This window comes from Janthinobacterium sp. BJB304, from assembly GCF_002735765.1.
GTDB lineage: Bacteria > Pseudomonadota > Gammaproteobacteria > Burkholderiales > Burkholderiaceae_D > Janthinobacterium.
Window position 1 is genome coordinate 54,479 of sequence record NZ_PDZN01000001.1, and the last position, 17,467, is coordinate 71,945.

At 64.0% G+C, this 17,467-nt stretch carries 16 protein-coding genes; 10 read left to right on the forward strand and 6 right to left on the reverse strand.

Going from position 1 to position 17,467, the window contains the following annotated elements; genetic code table 11:
* Position 1 precedes the first annotated feature (1 nt).
* On the forward strand, positions 2-865 hold the full coding sequence (dapF, locus tag CSQ95_RS00225; protein WP_099408032.1) for a diaminopimelate epimerase: 864 nt from the start codon (positions 2-4) through the stop codon (positions 863-865).
* A gap of 24 nt (positions 866-889) precedes the next feature.
* Here the strand turns inward: dapF and CSQ95_RS00230 are convergent, their stop codons facing one another.
* Positions 890-2,392, reverse strand: coding sequence for an SEL1-like repeat protein (locus CSQ95_RS00230; protein ID WP_099408033.1), 1,503 nt, complete (start codon positions 2,390-2,392; stop codon positions 890-892).
* Positions 2,393-2,589: 197 nt separating this feature from the next.
* On the opposite strand from CSQ95_RS00230, the gene CSQ95_RS00235 reads away from it, so the two are divergent.
* The 8 genes from CSQ95_RS00235 (at position 2,590) to CSQ95_RS00270 (ending at position 10,293) form a co-directional block, all read left to right on the forward strand.
* Positions 2,590-3,897 carry a porin gene (locus CSQ95_RS00235; RefSeq protein ID WP_306532442.1) on the forward strand — a complete coding sequence of 436 codons (1,308 nt, stop codon included), beginning with the start codon at positions 2,590-2,592 and terminating at the stop codon, positions 3,895-3,897.
* Positions 3,898-4,060: 163 nt separating this feature from the next.
* The gene (locus CSQ95_RS00240; RefSeq protein ID WP_070220852.1) at positions 4,061-4,738 is read left to right on the forward strand and encodes a DUF484 family protein; all 678 of its coding nucleotides are present in this window, start codon (positions 4,061-4,063) and stop codon (positions 4,736-4,738) included.
* Positions 4,739-4,745: 7 nt separating this feature from the next.
* A complete protein-coding gene (locus CSQ95_RS00245) occupies positions 4,746-5,693 on the forward strand; it encodes a tyrosine recombinase XerC (RefSeq protein WP_099408034.1) in 948 nt (315 codons plus the stop codon).
* Between the two features lie 136 nt (positions 5,694-5,829).
* Positions 5,830-6,900, forward strand: a complete 1,071-nt coding sequence (locus CSQ95_RS00250) for a GTP-binding protein (RefSeq protein ID WP_099408035.1) — start codon at positions 5,830-5,832, stop codon at positions 6,898-6,900.
* A gap of 481 nt (positions 6,901-7,381) precedes the next feature.
* Complete coding sequence (gene dksA / locus CSQ95_RS00255) at positions 7,382-7,834, forward strand: RNA polymerase-binding protein DksA (RefSeq protein ID WP_034753066.1); 453 nt, start codon at positions 7,382-7,384, stop codon at positions 7,832-7,834.
* Positions 7,835-8,058: 224 nt separating this feature from the next.
* Positions 8,059-8,595: an ATP-dependent protease subunit HslV gene (hslV, locus tag CSQ95_RS00260; protein ID WP_010394217.1), complete on the forward strand. Its 537-nt coding sequence runs from the start codon at positions 8,059-8,061 to the stop codon at positions 8,593-8,595.
* Positions 8,596-8,731: 136 nt separating this feature from the next.
* Positions 8,732-10,084 (forward strand): ATP-dependent protease ATPase subunit HslU, encoded by a 1,353-nt coding sequence (gene hslU, locus CSQ95_RS00265; protein ID WP_070220905.1) that lies wholly within the window; start codon positions 8,732-8,734, stop codon positions 10,082-10,084.
* A gap of 14 nt (positions 10,085-10,098) precedes the next feature.
* The gene (locus tag CSQ95_RS00270) at positions 10,099-10,293 is read left to right on the forward strand and encodes a hypothetical protein (protein ID WP_070220858.1); all 195 of its coding nucleotides are present in this window, start codon (positions 10,099-10,101) and stop codon (positions 10,291-10,293) included.
* 68 nt (positions 10,294-10,361) lie between these two features.
* Here CSQ95_RS00270 and CSQ95_RS00275 read toward each other — a convergent pair whose 3' ends face one another.
* Complete coding sequence (locus CSQ95_RS00275) at positions 10,362-10,976, reverse strand: outer membrane protein (RefSeq protein WP_070220860.1); 615 nt, start codon at positions 10,974-10,976, stop codon at positions 10,362-10,364.
* Positions 10,977-11,144: 168 nt separating this feature from the next.
* Here CSQ95_RS00275 and CSQ95_RS00280 point away from each other — a divergent pair, with 168 nt between their 5' ends.
* Positions 11,145-11,930, forward strand: a complete 786-nt coding sequence (locus tag CSQ95_RS00280; protein WP_070220862.1) for a helix-turn-helix transcriptional regulator — start codon at positions 11,145-11,147, stop codon at positions 11,928-11,930.
* On the opposite strand, the gene CSQ95_RS00285 is transcribed toward CSQ95_RS00280, so the two are convergent.
* The 4 genes from CSQ95_RS00285 to gspE form a co-directional block, all read right to left on the reverse strand.
* A complete protein-coding gene (locus tag CSQ95_RS00285) occupies positions 11,903-14,161 on the reverse strand; it encodes a patatin-like phospholipase family protein (protein WP_099408036.1) in 2,259 nt (752 codons plus the stop codon). The two genes, CSQ95_RS00280 and CSQ95_RS00285, sit on opposite strands and share 28 nt — an antisense overlap.
* 68 nt (positions 14,162-14,229) lie before the next feature.
* Positions 14,230-14,796 carry a type II secretion system protein N gene (locus CSQ95_RS00290; RefSeq protein WP_099408037.1) on the reverse strand — a complete coding sequence of 189 codons (567 nt, stop codon included), beginning with the start codon at positions 14,794-14,796 and terminating at the stop codon, positions 14,230-14,232.
* A gap of 16 nt (positions 14,797-14,812) precedes the next feature.
* Positions 14,813-16,033: a type II secretion system inner membrane protein GspF gene (gspF, locus tag CSQ95_RS00295; RefSeq protein ID WP_099408038.1), complete on the reverse strand. Its 1,221-nt coding sequence runs from the start codon at positions 16,031-16,033 to the stop codon at positions 14,813-14,815.
* A gap of 10 nt (positions 16,034-16,043) precedes the next feature.
* A complete protein-coding gene (gene gspE, locus CSQ95_RS00300; RefSeq protein WP_099408039.1) occupies positions 16,044-17,465 on the reverse strand; it encodes a type II secretion system ATPase GspE in 1,422 nt (473 codons plus the stop codon).
* Positions 17,466-17,467: the final 2 nt, after the last annotated feature.

The window sequence follows — 17,467 nt, forward strand, 5'->3', positions numbered from 1 at the left end:
CATGAAACTCCACTTTACCAAGATGCACGGCGCGGGCAATGACTTCATCGTCATCGACGCCATCAATCAGGACATCGACTTTACGCCGGCCCAATGGCAACGCCTGGCCGACCGCCGTTTCGGCATCGGCGCCGACCAGATCCTCGTGGTGGAAAAGCCGCGCCTGCCCGGCTGCGATTTCCGCTACCGCATCTATAACAACGATGGCGGCGAAGTGGAACAGTGCGGCAACGGCGCGCGCGCCTTCGTCAAGTTCGTCAGCGAAAAAGGCTTGTCCAGCAAGGCCAGCATCCGCGTGGAAACCATGGCCGGCGTCATCGCGCCGCGCCTGGAACTCGACGGCAGCATCACGGTCGACATGGGCGCGCCCGTGCTCGAGCCACAGCAGGTACCGTTCGATGCGGCCGGCCTCGCCGGTGTAGCGCAAGGCAACGACACCTTATGGCCGCTGGACCTGGCCTTGCCGGGCCACGCAGCTTCCGTGCTGGTATCCGTCGTCTCGATGGGCAATCCGCATGCCGTGCAAGTGGTCGACGATGTCGATGCGCAAGACCTGGAAGTGACGGGCCCGCGCATCGAGCACCACCCACGCTTTCCCCGCCGGGTCAACGCCGGCTACATGCAGATCGTCGACCGCCAGCACGTGAAACTGCGCGTGTTCGAGCGGGGCGCGGGCGAAACCCTCGCGTGCGGCACGGGCGCCTGCGCCGCTGCCGTGGCCGGCATCCGTCGCGGCTTGCTCGATTCCCCCGTGCGCATCAGCGCGCGCGGCGGCGAACTGTCGATCGCCTGGCAAGGCCCCGGCCATCCCGTCCTGATGACGGGCCCGGCCGTGACCGTGTTCGAAGGCACGATCGAGCTGTAGACGGGTGAAGGTCAGAAGTAAAAGTCAGGCCGCCAGGAACTGCTGTTCCTGTACCACATCGAGTTCCGCCAGGTAGCACTTCAAGCGATACAGGCGCTGCCGGTAATTGCCTTCCGGTCCCGCCATGCCGCAATCGACGCGCTCGAACAGGCGCACTACCTGATCGAGCAGCTGGCGCTCCTGCGCCGTGCGGATCAGCACCAGGCGCCGCTTGCCGCGGCCATGCGTGGCGCTGATATCGATCAACAGACAATGGCCCTGGTCGGCCGCATGGATATCGAGCAGCAAGGCCTCGGCACGCGACAGATGAAAGCAGCGCGCCAGTTCCAGGCGCGCCGCCAGCAGGGGGTGGTTCTGGCCCAGCTGGCGCACATGCCCGTCGGCGTGCATGGCGGCGCACTGGCCCCAGTCGCCGGGCTCGCCTCGAGGCGCGATTTTCGCCAGCGCCGCCTCCGCTTCACGGCTGCCCTGCGCCTGCGCCTGCAGCAGCCAATACGCGGCGCGCACATCGTTGTTGACGCCGTCGCGGCGGTTACGCCAGGCATGCATGCCGCACTCGAGCTGCGCCGGGCCATGCCCCAGGTCGGCCGCGCGCTCCAGGCAGAAATGCGCTTCGACGACATTGCGCTGGGAAAATTCCGGTTTCGTATAGATGCGCGACAGCACGAACCAGGCTTCGGCCAGTCCCTGCTCGCCCGCCTGCGTCAGCCAGCGCACGGCACGCTTGAAATTGGCCGCGCCGTTGCGCGTGGCCAGGCGCTGGCCGTGCGCATCCATGCGCGCATAGCCGAGTCCCAGCTCCAGCTGCGCAGTGCGGTCGCCGCCATGCGCGGCCAGCTCGCAGCACTGCCAGCCCTCGGCATCGCCGCCAGGCGCCAATGCCTGGGCGCAACGCGACAGCAACAACACCTGCTGCGCGCCGAGGGCGATCGTGCGCGCCCCGGCGGCGGCCTGGCGCTGCAGCAGCTCGCGCGCCAGCGGCAAGCCTTGCGACAGAAAACCCGCATGGTTGCCCTGGCGCCAAGCCTGCTCCAGCCAGGCGTGCAGCGGCGCGTCGCCATCGAAGGCCAGCTCGCCAGCCACGCTGGTGGCCGGCCCCAGTGTTGCCGATGATTTTTCTTGTAGCGACAACAACCATTGCGCATCGGGCAAGCCGGCGCGTACGGCAGCGTCCAGCGCCACGCGCGCCTTGGCGCGCAAGGCTTCACAGTGACTGGCGGCGTTGCCCAGTACCAGTTGCGCCAGTACCAGACCCGCCTGCACCAGGCCCGCATCGAACGCTTGCGCGTAATACGGGATCAGCGCCTTGGCTGCCGGTTGCGCCACTTCGAAAGGCACGTGGGTGCCAATCAGCCGGCACGCTTCCTCGCTATCCTCCTGGGCCGCCCGCGCCAGCCAGTGCAAGGCCGTCGGCAAGCTTTGCGGCACACCCTGTCCAAACAGATACACCCGTCCCAACGCCAGTTGGCAAGCCACGTCGCCAGCACGTGCCCCCTTGATCAATCCTAATGTTTCGCGATTTGCCATCGATTCTCGATATTGAGTCAATGATTCTAATAATAGTGAGTCGTCTCCAGGCCCATCAGTGCAGGCCGTCCCTTAGTGTAACGTCCTTGTGTCGTAAATCCGCCAAAGCGACCGCAAGAACTTGATTCAACGCAACAATCCTTCGGCCTGGACATGCCAAGATTGCAAGGCGCCGCTACGGTGGCGATGGGAGAACCTTGTCCATCGGCGCAGGACTGGCAGAAATCGCGCGTTACAAAAATACAACAGGGGCATGCAGTTATGCCGCTTTTCACCAATCTTTTCACGCATATTTGACCAATCCCACGCGTCTTGCGCGCCGACGAATTAAGGTTCATTCATCGAAACGCGACAGTCAGCGCATTTCAATCTGCTCGGATCTCGGACGGAACTCACTTTTAAATAGGGAAGAAGACATGAAAAAATCACTCGTTGCCCTCGCACTCTTCGGCGCCTTTGCCGCAACCGCACAAGCGCAGTCGTCCGTCCAAATCTACGGCACGATCGATGCAGGCCTGGGCAAAGCGACTGGTTCGACCACCGCTGTCACGAAGCGCGACAACAACAAACTGGGCTTCAAAGGTACGGAAGATCTGGGCAATGGCTTGAAAGCTATTTTCCAACTGGAAATTCGCTATGAATCCGACACCGGCACCGTAGAAAACACGTCGGGCGCCAATTCGCGTCCGCTGTTCCAGGGTCAAAGCCGCGTCGGCCTGCAAGGCGACTTCGGTACCGTACGCCTGGGCCGTGGCCTGACCGCATACCAGGAAGTGAGCACCTCGTTCGAACCATGGTCGGGCATGCCTACGCCAGCCGGTTTTCAGACCGACCTGACCGTCGCCGGCTACACCAGCGATCCGCTGAGCGCACCAGGCAACTCGCGTAACCGCTTCTCGAACGCCGTGTTCTACAACACGCCAGTGTTCAATGGCTTCCAGCTCAACGCCACCGTTGCTGCCAAGGAAGCTAATAACAACAGCGCAGTACCAGCGCGCGCGCCGGGCAACTCGGTAACATTTGCTTCGGGCAACCGTGCCGTGGCAGCCAACGTGGCGCCGACGTCGACCCCGTACTCGATCTCCGCAACGTACACCTCGACTGGATTTGCCGCCATGGCTGCCTACGAGCGCAATGGCTTGCAAGCCAAGCTGTGGTCGGTTGCTGCCTCGGTCAATCCTATTCCTGAGCTGAAAGTCATGCTGTCGATCCAGCACCAGAAAGATGATGACTTCAAAATCATCAATACCGGCACCAAATCGTGGGTACTGGGCGCCAACTACGACGTAGGCCCGGGCAAGATCCGCGCCGGCTATGGCCAGAAAACGCCCGATGGCGTCGTCAAAACCAAGCAAGCATCGCTGGGCTATGACTACAATCTGTCGAAGCGCACCTACGTATATGCAGATATCTCGAACAAAAAAGCCGCTGTTGCTGACAGTATCAACTACAACGTTGCGAAAAGCGTCAACTACGTCGGCATCGGCGTACACCACAACTTCTAATGGCATCGCGCGTCTCCCGCGACGGGTGACGTGACTCGCCAGACGGAGCAAGGCGGCATGGGCAACCATGCCGCTTTTTTCATGGGCGCGCGCTTTTGCTCCATATTGCGGCGCACTCTCGGTTAGAATCAAGTGTTCATCCTTCTATCTTCTGACACTATCAATGACCGCCACACTCGATTCCAGCACCGTCGCCCAGTACCTGAGCGAGCATCCGACGTTCTTCGAAGAGCATACCGCGCTGCTCGGCGAGGTCAAGCTGAGCAGCCCGCTGACGGGACGCACTATCTCGCTGCAGGAGCGGCAGATGGAAGTGATGCGCGACAAGTACAAGGCGCTCGAACTGCGCATGTCCAAGCTGAGCCGCCTGGCCGAGGAAAATGGCGATATCGCCAGCAAGTTCCACGGCTGGAACCAGGCCATGCTGCAAGTGCGCAACGATGCGGACATGCCGCGCGTGCTGGTCGATGCCTTGCAAAGCAATTTCGACGTGCCCTACGTCAGCCTGCGCCTGTGGCAAGTGCTGCCGGAACACGCCGACGGCTGGTTCACGGAAGATGTGACGGCCGATGTGCGCATGTTCGCCAACAGCCTGCAAACGCCGTACTGCGGCAGCAACCGCGATTTCGAAGCCGTGCACTGGTTACAGGCTGACAAGATCGAATCGACCGTCATGATCGCCCTGCGCGCCCCGAATACCACAGGTACCTTCGGTTTGCTGGTGCTGGGCTCGCCAGACAGCGAACGGTTTACCTCGAGCATGGGCACGGATTTCCTCGTGCATATCGGCGCCACGGCCGGCGCCGCGCTGGCCGCGCTGCGCGCCGGCTCGCCTGCCTGAATCAGCCATGCATGCGGCGCGCGGCAAGGCAGAGTGGCTCGACGCCTACCTGGCGCAGCTGGCCACGCAGCGCAAGCTGTCGCCGCATACCCTGGACGCCTACGGGCGCGACTTGCGCGCCCTGCTGGAACTGAGCGGCAATACGCCGTGGACGGCGCTGGCGCACAACGAAGTGCGCCGCTACACGGCCAAGCTGCATGCAGGCGGCCTGGACCCGCGCTCGATCGCCCGCAAGCTGTCGTCGTGGCGCGGTTTTTTCAACTGGCTCAGCGGTGAAACGGCGCTCGACGCCAATCCCGTCGACGGCATCCGCGCCCCCAAGCGGGCCAAGACCTTGCCCAAAGCCCTGTCGGTGGACGACGCCGTGCGCCTCGTGGCGCCCGCGCAACACCAGCAAGGCGCTGCCGAGCCGGAGCAACTGTGCAACCGCGCCATGTTCGAGCTGCTGTATTCAAGCGGCTTGCGCGTATCCGAACTGACCAGCCTGGACACCCATTATTGCAAGGCCGAGAACGGCCGGGAGGCGTCGCTGGGCTGGCTCGACATGGCCAGCTTCGAAGTCATCGTCACAGGCAAGGGCAACAAGATGCGCAAGGTGCCTGTCGGCAAGGCAGCCCTCGTGGCCCTGACGGCCTGGCTGGCCGTGCGCCCGCCAGCGGCCGATGGCAGCGCTGCCTTGTTTTTAAGCACGCGCGGCACGCGCATCTCGCCGCGTGTGCTGCAGCTGCGCCTGAAGGCGCACGCGCTGGCGACCGACATTCCCGCGAATGTGCACCCGCACGTGCTGCGCCACTCGTTTGCCTCGCACGTGCTGCAATCGTCGGGCGACTTGCGCGCCGTGCAGGAAATGCTGGGCCATTCCAGCATCACCTCGACCCAGGTCTACACGGCCCTCGATTTCCAGCACCTGGCGCACGTATACGACCAGGCGCACCCGCGCGCCAAGGTCAAGTAGGCCGCGCTCGTTGGCCAGCCTGATCCATATCAAGCGGATCGGCGCGCATTTGCAAGCTTTTACAAAATTCCGGCATAATCGTCCGCATTCTTCCGCTTGCGCGGCGGCACCACCGATTACAGCATAGGCATCCTTCATGGCACTGATTCCAACCACCATCCTCACCGGCTTCCTGGGCGCAGGCAAAACCACCTTGCTCAACCGCATACTGCAGGAAGACCATGGCATGCGCATCGCCGTGATCGAAAACGAGTTTGGCCAGGAAAACATCGACAATGACATCCTGGTGCAGGACAGCAACGAGCACATCATCGAGATGAACAACGGCTGCATCTGCTGCACCGTGCGCGGCGACCTGATCGTGGGCTTGACGGAACTGGCGCGCAAGCGCGACGCCGGACTGCTGGCGTTCGACCGCGTCGTCATCGAAACGACGGGCCTGGCCAATCCCGGCCCTGTGGCGCAGACCTTCTTTGTCGACGAAGAAGTGGGCAGCCACTACATGCTCGACGCCATCATCACGGTGGTCGATGCGCGTCATGCGATGAAGCAACTCGATGAATACGAGGAAGCCCAGCGGCAAGTGGGCTTTGCCGACAAGCTGCTGCTGTCGAAAACCGACCTCGTCAGTGAAGACGACGTGGCCGCCCTGACGCGCCGCCTGAAGCGCATCAATCCCCGCGCGCCCATCGCCAAGGTCGATTTCGGCCGCGCACCGCTGGCCGAGGTACTCGACATCCGCGGTTTCAACCTGAATGAAAAGCTGGAACTGGACCCGGATTTCCTGGAGACAGAGACGGCGCACGTGCATGATCACGACCATGCGCACGGCCATGAGCACGCGCATGAGCACAGCGACGCCTGCGCCACCGATTGCGGTCATGCCGACCACCACCATGCGCAGCACAGCGACGACATCGCCGCCTTTGTTTTCAAGAGCACGCAACCGTTCGACAGCGCCAAGCTCGACGAGTTCCTCGGCGGCCTGGTGCAAGTGTATGGACCGCGCATGCTGCGCTACAAGGGCGTGCTGCTGATGCAGGGCGCCGAACGCAAGGTGGTCTTCCAGGGCGTGCACCAGCTGATGGGCAGCGACCTGGGCGCCAAATGGGGCGAACACGAAGTACGTGGCAGCAAAATGGTCTTTATTGGCAAAAATCTACCAAAAGACATTTTTATTCGCGGACTCGAACAATGTTTGGTATAAACTAGCCGGGTTTTGCAAAGTATCCTTTGCAAAGCAGAAACAAAAGGGAAAGTTAAGCACGCTTTCCCGCTGCCCGACACCGATCTTGCTGGCATAAACCAACAAGTAGCCGTCCCTGATCGGCTAGTCAACAAATCGGGATGGCAATATAAGGCAAAGCGTGCCAAAATCAGCGACGAAAACGGCCCATGTCGTTAGCCTGTCATGAAATGCTGGCAAACTGCCGCTGGCCGCATGCCAGGCATGCAAGCGATCCACCCAACACGCCCGTTGTCGCGCACAGAGCGCGACAGGCATAGAGCGGTAAAAAGTTATCAACATGGCACCATGGCCGGCCGGTAGTCCTGGCTTTCGCCGGCAAGCCAAGGTCGCACGCAGTACAGCGGGACAGCAATGCCAAGCGGAACCTGTACAGTTGCTCGGTATCGCCGCATCAACTGATCAATTTGAAAACTCTGTCGTATCGAAGGTAAGCGAAGTTATGACCAAAACTAATAAATCGACCCCGGCCGCCAACCAAGACATCCCTCTCATCAGCGAAGACCAAATTCGCGCCATGAGCGAAGATGACTACATGAATCCGGCACAACTGGCATTCTTCAAGGCGCGCCTGCAGCAGCTCGAAAAAGACCTGCTGAAAAACGCCGGCGAAACCACGGAACACTTGCGTGAAACCGTGCTCGTACCGGACCCTGCCGACCGCGCCACCATCGAGGAAGAGCATGCGCTGGAACTGCGCACGCGCGACCGCGAGCGCAAATTGCTGAAAAAAGTGCAGCAATCGATCGCCAGCATCGACGCCGGCGACTATGGCTGGTGCGAGGAAACGGGCGAGCCGATCGGCATCCCGCGCCTGATCGCCCGTCCCACCGCCACCCTGTCGCTGGAAGCCCAGCAACGCCGTGAACTGAAGCAAAAACTCTACGGCGACTGATCGCCCCGCCCCTTGCGCGGCCGCTCCGGCGGCCCCGCGATGGCGCATAAAAAAGCACACAACCTTCGGTTGCGTGCTTTTTTTTCGTCCCGCGCCGACTACACTGAAGCAGGCACGGCAGTGGCAAGTGGCGCTTGCAATTGCCTTTTCCATCCCCACTTTTGGCCCATGGGCGCGCAATCGCATGGCCTTGCACGCATCGGCACGAATCTTTTGAGGTCACTATGGAACAATTTCACGGCACCACCATCCTCTGCGTCCGGCGCGGCAAGCAAGTCGCCCTGGGTGGCGACGGCCAGGTAACGCTCGGCAACATCGTCATGAAGGGCACGGCCCGCAAAGTGCGTAAGTTGTATCAGGGCAAGGTCCTGGTCGGCTTTGCCGGCGGCACCGCCGACGCTTTTACCCTGCTCGACCGATTTGAAGGCAAGCTGGAAAAACACCAGGGCAATCTGCTGCGCGCCTCCGTCGAACTGGCCAAGGACTGGCGCACCGACCGCGTGCTGCGCCGCCTGGAAGCGATGCTGCTGGTGGCCGACAGTGAGTCGACCCTGGTCATCACGGGCAATGGCGACGTGCTGGAACCGGAAGACGGCATCGGCGCCATCGGCTCGGGCGGCACCTACGCCCAATCCGCCGCCAAGGCGCTGCAGGAAAACACGGATTTGTCGCCGGCCGAGGTGGTCAAGAAATCGCTGACCATCGCCGCGGAACTCTGTATTTATACCAATATGTCCCACATTATCGAGACCTTGGACTAAGAGTCCCCGAGAAAACGCCCATGGCTGCGTTGCATGGCCTGGGCGTACAAAAAGGTACTGCCTGCGGCCAAGCGCCTTGCCCTGAACGTTTTTCGGGCACTCTACGCAAAAGAAAGACAGAAAGCTAACTATGATCATGAACATGACCCCGTCGGAAATCGTCACCGAACTCGACAAGCACGTGGTGGGCCAGGCCAAGGCCAAGCGCGCCGTCGCCATCGCCCTGCGCAACCGCTGGCGCCGCCAGCAGGTGGCCGAGCCCCTGCGCCATGAAATCACGCCCAAGAACATCCTCATGATCGGCCCCACGGGCGTCGGCAAGACGGAAATCGCGCGCCGCCTGGCCAAGCTGGCCGAAGCGCCCTTCATCAAGATCGAAGCGACCAAATTTACGGAAGTCGGTTATGTGGGCCGCGACGTCGACACCATCATCCGCGACCTGATCGACATCGGCATCAAGCAGACGCGCGCGCTGGAAATGAAGAAAGTGCGCGCCCGCGCCGAAGATGCGGCCGAAGACCGCGTGATCGACATTCTCGTGCCGCCGGCGCGCGACTTCGGCTTCACGCCGAATACAGCGGCGGCCGTGGACACGGGCAGCGGCGACAGCACGCGCCAGACCTTCCGCAAGCGCCTGCGCCAGGGCGAGCTCGATGACAAGGAAATCGAGATCGAGCTGGCCGAGGCGGGTCCGCAGATGGAAATCATGGCGCCGCCGGGCATGGAAGAAATGACGGAGCAGATCAAGTCCATGTTCTCGGGCGTGGGCGGGCAGCGCAAGAAGGCGCGCAAGGTCAAGATCAAGGAAGCCTTGAAACTGCTGGTCGAGGAAGAAGCGGCCAAGCTGCTCAACGAAGACGAGCTGAAACAGAAGGCCATCCAGAACGTCGAGCAGAACGGCATCGTGTTTTTGGACGAAATCGACAAGATCGCCTCGCGTTCGGAATCGGGCGGCGCCGACGTCTCGCGCGCCGGCGTGCAGCGCGACCTGCTGCCGCTGGTCGAGGGCACGACCGTCAACACCAAGTACGGCATGATCCGCACGGACCACATCCTGTTCATCGCCTCGGGCGCCTTCCATTTGTCGAAACCGTCGGACCTGATCCCGGAACTGCAGGGGCGCTTCCCCATCCGCGTGGAGCTGGAATCGCTGTCGATTGCGGACTTCGAGCGCATTTTGACGAGCACCGACGCCTGCCTGACGATGCAGTACGAAGCCTTGCTGGCGACGGAAAACCTGAAATTGCAATTCGCGCCGGAAGGCATCACGCGCCTGGCGGAAATCGCCTATTCGGTCAACGAGCGCACGGAAAACATCGGCGCGCGCCGGCTGCACACGGTGATGGAAAAGCTGCTGGAAGAAGTGTCGTTTACGGCCAGCGAAGGCAGCAGCAGTACGGAAAACCTGCTGGTGATCGATGCCGCCTACGTCAACGAACGCCTGGAAGCGCTGTCGGTCAACGAAGACCTGTCGCGCTACGTGCTGTAATCAAGGAGGGACCGATGGCAAACAAGGCATTGGCGACGCGGCAGAAAATGCAGTTCCGCGTCGAACCCTCGCAAAAACCGCGCAACCCCGTCGCCACGGCCGCCCTGCAGCGCACCGCCGGGGCGCACGTAAAGACCGTGTCCGGCCAGCGCCAGCAGGAAAAACGCCTGCTGGCGAAATTGCTGTTGAAAGTCGAAACGGACAAATAGGCCGCCCGCGGACACCCTTTTCATAGGGCGTCCGCCATCAGGCCACTCTCTGCCGCAGCATCATCCCCTTAGAAACGATAGGACGCGCCCAGCGAAAACATGTCGACCTTGGTCGTTTGCTTGCTGCTGTATTTGACCGGCACGCGGTCCCAGTCGAGGTGCAGCGACCAGTTCTGGTTCAGCGCATACGCCGCGCCGATGCCGTAAGTCAGGCCGATCTTGTCCTTCTTGTCCGAACCGCCGCCCAGATAATCGACCTTGCCCTGCGTGTATGCCGCACCGGCGCGCCCGCTCAGGGTAAAAGCGTCGAACTGGTAGCCGAGCACGCCCTGAATGCCGAGGCCCGTGAACTTGCCGCGGCCAGCGCGCTTGCCGGCGTCCGTATCGAAGCCGGACTTGACCTCGCCGCCCATGTACCCCACCAGCTCAACCGAAGGCAGGGCCACGCCGCCCTGAAACGGCAGCGCGTCGAAACTGTAACCCAGGTAGGCCTTGCCATTGCGCTTGCTGCTTTTGTCGCAATCGCTTTGTCCGGCGATGCAATCGAGGCCTGTGCTGGCGCGAAAGCCGTAGCTGGCGCCCGCATAGAAGGGACCCGGCGCCGGTTCGGCGGCGGCGGCGTGCAAGGGAGCGATGGCGGCCAGCGCCAGCAGCGCTGCGGGGAAACGGAAAGATGGGAACATGGATAACCTCTACAAGTGGATGGATTGCCTGGTTGTAGCGCGCTGCGCGAGCCACAAGCGGGAGTGTCATCGCTTTTGCCGAAAAGTACTATCACCTTGTGCAAAGTTCCATTAAGGGCTACATTCGGTACCGCCACCCGCTACCAAACTTACCAAAAAGGATATTCCGTGAGTTCACCTGAACTGGTTTTGCGCGTGCTGCGCACCCAACTGCGCGCCGCCGGCATCACGTACAAGGTATTGGCCGAACGCATCGGCATGAGCGAGTCGAGCGTCAAGCGCATGTTTGGCCAGCACGACATGTCGCTGTCGCGCCTGGCCCTGATCTGCAAGGCATCGGGCATCGCCATGGAAGACGTGCTGCGCGGCGCGGCCGACATCACGCCGCATGCCGACACGCTCACCCTGGTGCAGGAAAAGTCGCTGGTGGCGCATCCGCGTCTGCTGCTGGTGGCGATCTGCTGCCTCGGCCACTGGAGCCTGGAGCAGGTGGTGGAAACGTATGCGCTGACGCAGGCCGAATGCATCGGCTGTCTGGCCGAACTGGACCGGTTGGGCTTGATCGAACTCAAGCCGCTGAACCGCTACAGCCTGCGCGTCTCGAACGCCTTCCACTGGCTGGCCGACGGCCCGGTGCAGCAGTACTTCCGCGAATATGTGGTGGCCGATTATTTCAGCGGGCATTTTGACGGCGCCGGTGAAACCCTGATGTGCATCCCGGCGCGCCTGTCGCTGTCGAGCGCACAGGAGCTGGTACAGAAGATCCGCCAGCTGGCCGAGGAACTGGCGCGCCTGCATCAGAACGACCGCCGCCTGCCGCCGCAGGAACGCGACGGCTTTACCCTGCTGCTGGGCTTTCGCTCATGGGAATTTGCCGCCTTCACGGCCCTGCGCCGCAGCTCGGCGTCCGCCGCCCCGGCGGCGCCTTACCAGACCGGTCCCAGGAACAGGTAAAGCGTGCTCTCGCCGCCCTTCGATGCGCCCGAGGCCACATACACGGGACCGAAGCGCGTATCGACCGAGATGAAGGCGCTGCTGGCCTGCGTGAACTTGGTGGCTTTCCAGCGCTCGCTCTGATCGAAGCCGCCGCCCATTTCCAGCGAAAAGCCGGCCCGCACCGCGCCACCCAGGGTGCTGGGCAGGGAACCGATGCGGCGCGCCATCACGAAGCGCGCCAGGGCCACGCTGCGCCCCGTCACCGACTCGAACTGCGTGCCGGACAGGCGCAGGAAGCCGCCCAGGCTGAGCGGCGCCTCGCCCCGTTGCGCGCGCGCCCATTCGCCATACACATGGCCGGCCCAATTGCCGCTGCCAAACGCCTTCAGGCCCGTGATGGCGGAGCGCCCCAGGCCCGACTCGCCCGTACCGGTGGTCGCGGAGCGCGTCCAGGTGGCGTCGAACAGCACGCCGCGCGTAGGGAAACCGGGCGAATCGAGCGTATCGACGCGGAACTGGACGAACTGGTTGGTGCCCAGCGCCCGCTCCTTGGGGTAGCTCGGGTCGGCGGGGATGCTGATGTCCGCCTTGACTTCGCTGCGCGTGACGCCGAACTGCAGATCGCCCCAGAAACCGAACTGGCGCCCCAGCACCAGGCTGGCGCCCTGGCCGCTGTAGGCGACGCGCGCATTGCGCCGTCCCTTGTCGAACAGGTCGACCGCCTGGGAAGTGTACTGGATCGACGGCGCGATATACCACGGGTTGCCGGCGCCGAGCGGCTGCCAGTACTGCACCCCGAAATTGCGCGCCGTGCCGATCTGCACCATGCTGCGCAATTCGCCGCCCCAGCTGTTCAAGTTCGAGCGCACATGCAGCAGCTTCAGGGCAAAGGTATTGCTGTCCCTGAAATCGCTGGCCATTTCCAGACCCACGCGCAAGCGGCTGCTGGCCCACGGCGCTTCGACCGCCTTGATGGTGACGGCGCGCTGCTCGCCTGCGTCGACCACTTCCGTCTCCACGCGCGCCACGTCGCCGCGGCCATACAACCTGGCCGCCGCCTTGAGCACATCTTCCTGGCTGACGGCCTGCCCTTCCACCAGGCCCGATTGCGCCTGCAGGATGCGCGGATTGATATCGCCTTCGCTTTCCACGGCCAGGCGCGTGAGCGGCAAGGCCACGTCCAGCAGGGCCGGCGCCGCCAGGCGCAGCTGCTCGCGCGCCGCATACTGTTCCGGCGACAGCGCCAGCGGCGCCAGGCGGGCGGCCAGTGCCTGCGCCGCCTGTTCGCCGGCGCGCATGGCGCGCGCATAGTTTTCAAAGTCGAGGAAACTGACGCCCGTCAGGTCGGGCGCCACCAGGATGTCCTGCGGCTGCAGCTCCTTGAGCGAGCGCTGCACGTTCTGCTCCGTGAGGATCTGCAGCATCTGCTGCGCCACGCCGATGGCGCTGCCCAGCTCTTTTTCCGGCGCCAGCGGCGTGCCCACGTTGACGGCGATGATGATGTCGGCGCCCATGGCGCGCGCCATGTCGACGGGCAGGTTGCGCACCAGGCCGCCGTCGACCACCAGGCGGTTGTTCACGCGCACGGGAGCAAACACGCCCGGCACGGCCAGCGAGGCGCGCATCGACAGGAACAGGGGCGTATCGACCAGCTCCACCAGCTCGCCATTGACCAGGTCCGACGCCACCGAGCGGAAAGGCAGCGGCAGCTGGCTGGCGGGACGGTCGCGCATGCCGGCCGGCAGCAGCCGGTTCAAGGCCATTTCCAGGGCCGCATTGCTGGCCGCCGCCGGCGGCGTGGAAATGCCGTTACGACTGGTGCCGAACTCGATGCGCGACGGCAGCAATAAATCTTCCTCCCGGCGGCGGAACGCCAGTTCGTCGCGCGGCGGCCGGTCGGCCACCACGCGCGCCCAGTTGGTCTCGCGCGCCATCTTTTCCAGGTCCGCCACGGAAGCGCCGGCCGCATACGCGCCGCCCACCACGCCGCCCATGCTGGTGCCCACCACCATGTCGATCGGCACGTGCAGCTCCTGCAGCACTTTCAATACGCCGATATGCGCGAGACCGCGCGCGCCGCCGCCCGACAGCACGAGGGCGATGCGCGGACGCGCCGGCGCCGGCGCAGAAACGGCCAGTGCGGGAGCGGAGGAAGCGGCGGCAGCGGGGACGTCGGCGGCGGCGCCGGCTTGCGGCAAGACGCACAGCGCCGCCACGCAGCCCGCCAGGACGGCACGGATCGAGAACATGAAGACTCCTGTCGCGACGGCGGCATGGCGCCATCGGCAAAATACGATAAGAACAGCGTTAATTAGCGTTAATTCGACGGCGGTGGCGTACTGGTCGTCACCTGCGGCGGCGCCGGCATCACGGTCGCCGGACGCTGCTGTTCCATCGGCAGCGGCGGCGGCACCAGGTTCGTTGCCGGCGCGGGGGCTGGTGCCGGCGCGGGGGTGGCGGACACTGGCCCCGGCAGGGCCAGCGCCTTGTCGTCGGCCACCAGGTCGATGCGTTTGCTTACGCCGCCATCGCGCAGCAGCACGTGGCGCGCATGCACTTCCAGCACCGTCACGCCGGGCACCACCTCGGCGCCTTCCGGCAAGGCCACGGACGGCTTGCCATCGGTCGAGATGATGGCCACGCTGCCGCGGCCATTGCCGGCGGCGACCACGCCCTTGAGCTGGTAATTGCTGGCCGTGGCCACGCTGACCTGGCCGCCGAACAGCGAGGCGCCCGCCTCCACGCTGGCATCCTGCACCACCGGTACGGCCGGTGGATTGATGGGGCGCTGCGGCGCCTTGAACAGCTGCATGGCCCAGTAGGCCAGCGACACGGACAGCGCCACGACGGCGAGCAAACTTGTAAATTGAGGCAAACGCTTCATGGCTTCCTTGGTTTTCTTATCTGACGAGCTGATTGATTTCGATAATCGGCATCAGCACGGCCAGCACGATCAGCAGCACCACCACGCCCATGGCCAGGATCAGGGCCGGCTCCAGCAGGCCCGCAATGGTGAGCGTGCGGCGCTCCAGGTCCTGCTCCTGCGCGCTGGCCGCGCGTTCCAGCATGGCCGGCAGCTCGCCCGTGATTTCGCCCGCGCGTATCATGTGGATCAGCATGGGCGGAAAATGCTTTTGCGCCGACAGCGCGCGCGCCAGGCTCACGCCTTCGCGCACGGCGCCGCTGGCGTCAGCCACCAGTTCCTGCATCGCCACGTTGGTCAAGGTATCGCGGCTGGTGTCGAGCGCGCGCAGGATAGGCACGCCGGAACCCGTGGTAATGGCCAGGGTGCTGGCAAAGCGCGCCGTATTCAGGCTGCGTTCGAACTTGCCGTACAAAGGCGCCGTCAGCAGCCAGGTATGCCAGCGCCGTTTCAATGCCGGCTGCTGCAGCGCGCGGCGCCAGGCGAACCAGGCGCCGGCAAGGGCGATCGCCACGACGATGCCGTAATTGCGCACGAAGTCCGACAGCGCCAGCATGATCACGGTGAGCATGGGCAGCTTTTGCTTGGTATTGGCGAATACGGAAACGATCTGCGGCACCACGTAGGTGAGCAGGAAAATGACGATGGAAAACGCCACCACCGTGACGATGGCCGGATACGTGAACGCCAGCTTGACCTTCTGCACCAGTGCATTGCGCCGTTCGATATAGTCGGCCAGGCGCGAGAGCACGCGCGACAAATGGCCGATCTGCTCGCCCGACGCCACCAGCGCCCGATATATCTCGGCGAAATCGCGCGGATGGCGGGCCAGCACGTCGGAAAACGCGGCGCCGCCGATGACTTCGGAGCGGATCGAGGCGATCAGGTCGCGCAGATACGGCCGCTCGGCCTGTTCCAGCAGCGCGGAAAACGCCTGCTCCAGCGGCAGGCCGGCTTCCAGCAAACTGGCCAGCTGGCGCGTAAACAAGGCCAGCTCGGTGCTGGACAGGCGCTCGCCGAAGCCGCGCCGCCTGGTGACGCCGGCAGCATCGACCTGCGCGGCGATCGGTTCGACGGCCAGCGGCACCAGGCCTTGCACGCGCAGCTCGGCGCGCGCGGAACGGGGACTGTCGGCATTGAGCACGCCCTTGCGGGTGGCGCCCTGGGCGTCGACGGCTTCATAGCGGAATGCGGGCATGGTGGCGGGCCTAGTCTTTGGTCACGCGCAGCAATTCGGCCTGCGTGGTGGTGCCGTCGCGCAGCCAGCGTTCGCCGTCGTCGCGCATGCTCGTCATGCCGTCCTGCAGGGCGACGGCGCGCACTTCCGCTTCCGAAGCGCGGTTGTGGATCTGCGCGCGGATCTGCTCCGTCGTGCGCAGCAATTCATACACGCCCACGCGGCCCTGGTAGCCGGTCTGGCCGCAATGTTCGCAGCCGACCGCCTGCCAGTACTGGCCATCGAAGGTCTTGCACGCGCCGCACAGTTTGCGCACCAGCCGCTGCGCCAGCACGCCCAAGAGAGACGACGACAGCAGGAACGGTTCGATGCCCATGTCGAGCAAGCGCGTGACGGCCGCCGACGCGTCGTTCGTGTGCAGGGTCGCCAGCACCAAGTGGCCCGTCAGCGACGCCTGCACGGCGATCTGCGCCGTTTCCAGGTCGCGGATCTCGCCGATCATGATCACATCGGGATCTTGCCGCAAAATCGCCCGCAGCGCCTTGGCAAAGGTCATGTCGATGCGCGGATTGACTTGCGTCTGGCCCACGCCGGCCAGGTCGTACTCGATCGGGTCTTCCACCGTCAGGATATTCGTCGTCGTGGCGTTGAGCATCGACAGCGCCGCATACAAGGTCGTCGTCTTGCCCGAGCCGGTGGGACCGGTGACGAGCACGATGCCGTGCGGCTGCGTGATCAGGCCATCGAACTGCGCCAGCATGGGCGCGCTCATGCCCAGGTGCTGCAGGTCGAGGCGGCCCGCTTCCTTGTCCAGCAAGCGCAATACGGCCCGTTCGCCATGCCCCGTGGGCAGGGTCGAGACGCGCACGTCGACGGGCTTGCCGCCCACGCGCAGGGTGATGCGGCCGTCCTGCGGCAGGCGTTTTTCCGCGATGTCGAGCTGCGCCATGATCTTGATGCGCGAGATCAGCGAGCCGTGGATGGCTTTGCGCGGACGCACCACGTCGCGCAGGCTGCCGTCGATGCGGAAGCGCACGACGGACGTTTGCTCGAACGGCTCGATATGGATATCGGACGCGCCTTCGCGCAGCGCCTGCGTCAGCAGCGCGTTGATCATGCGGATGACGGGCGCGTCGTCTGACGATTCGAGCAAGTCCTCGATGGCCGGCACGTCCTGCAGCAGCTTGGTGAGATCGAGGTCGGCGTCGAATTCATCGGCCATCTGCGACGCATCGCCGCCGCCGCCCGCGTAGGCGCCGGCAATGGCCGCATCGAGCTCGCCGCGCGGCAGCACCGTCAATTGAATCTGGCCGAAACGGCGCGACACTTCGGCAATGGCCGCCGGCGCCGTCGATGCGGCCACCAGCACCTCGACGGGAGCGCCGTCCTGCGCGCCGGGCCGCGCCAGCAAGCCGAAATCGCGCGCGTAGGCGTAGGGAAGCAGATTGCTCATGA

Coding starts and splice junctions, on each gene's coding strand:
- dapF (WP_099408032.1), top strand. CDS start 2: ATGAAACTCCACTTTACCAAGATGCACGGCGCGGGCAATGACTTCATC.
- CSQ95_RS00230 (WP_099408033.1), bottom strand. CDS start 2,392: ATGGCAAATCGCGAAACATTAGGATTGATCAAGGGGGCACGTGCTGGC.
- CSQ95_RS00240 (WP_070220852.1), top strand. CDS start 4,061: ATGACCGCCACACTCGATTCCAGCACCGTCGCCCAGTACCTGAGCGAG.
- CSQ95_RS00245 (WP_099408034.1), top strand. CDS start 4,746: ATGCATGCGGCGCGCGGCAAGGCAGAGTGGCTCGACGCCTACCTGGCG.
- CSQ95_RS00250 (WP_099408035.1), top strand. CDS start 5,830: ATGGCACTGATTCCAACCACCATCCTCACCGGCTTCCTGGGCGCAGGC.
- dksA (WP_034753066.1), top strand. CDS start 7,382: ATGACCAAAACTAATAAATCGACCCCGGCCGCCAACCAAGACATCCCT.
- hslV (WP_010394217.1), top strand. CDS start 8,059: ATGGAACAATTTCACGGCACCACCATCCTCTGCGTCCGGCGCGGCAAG.
- hslU (WP_070220905.1), top strand. CDS start 8,732: ATGAACATGACCCCGTCGGAAATCGTCACCGAACTCGACAAGCACGTG.
- CSQ95_RS00270 (WP_070220858.1), top strand. CDS start 10,099: ATGGCAAACAAGGCATTGGCGACGCGGCAGAAAATGCAGTTCCGCGTC.
- CSQ95_RS00275 (WP_070220860.1), bottom strand. CDS start 10,976: ATGTTCCCATCTTTCCGTTTCCCCGCAGCGCTGCTGGCGCTGGCCGCC.
- CSQ95_RS00285 (WP_099408036.1), bottom strand. CDS start 14,161: ATGTTCTCGATCCGTGCCGTCCTGGCGGGCTGCGTGGCGGCGCTGTGC.
- CSQ95_RS00290 (WP_099408037.1), bottom strand. CDS start 14,796: ATGAAGCGTTTGCCTCAATTTACAAGTTTGCTCGCCGTCGTGGCGCTG.
- gspF (WP_099408038.1), bottom strand. CDS start 16,033: ATGCCCGCATTCCGCTATGAAGCCGTCGACGCCCAGGGCGCCACCCGC.
- gspE (WP_099408039.1), bottom strand. CDS start 17,465: ATGAGCAATCTGCTTCCCTACGCCTACGCGCGCGATTTCGGCTTGCTG.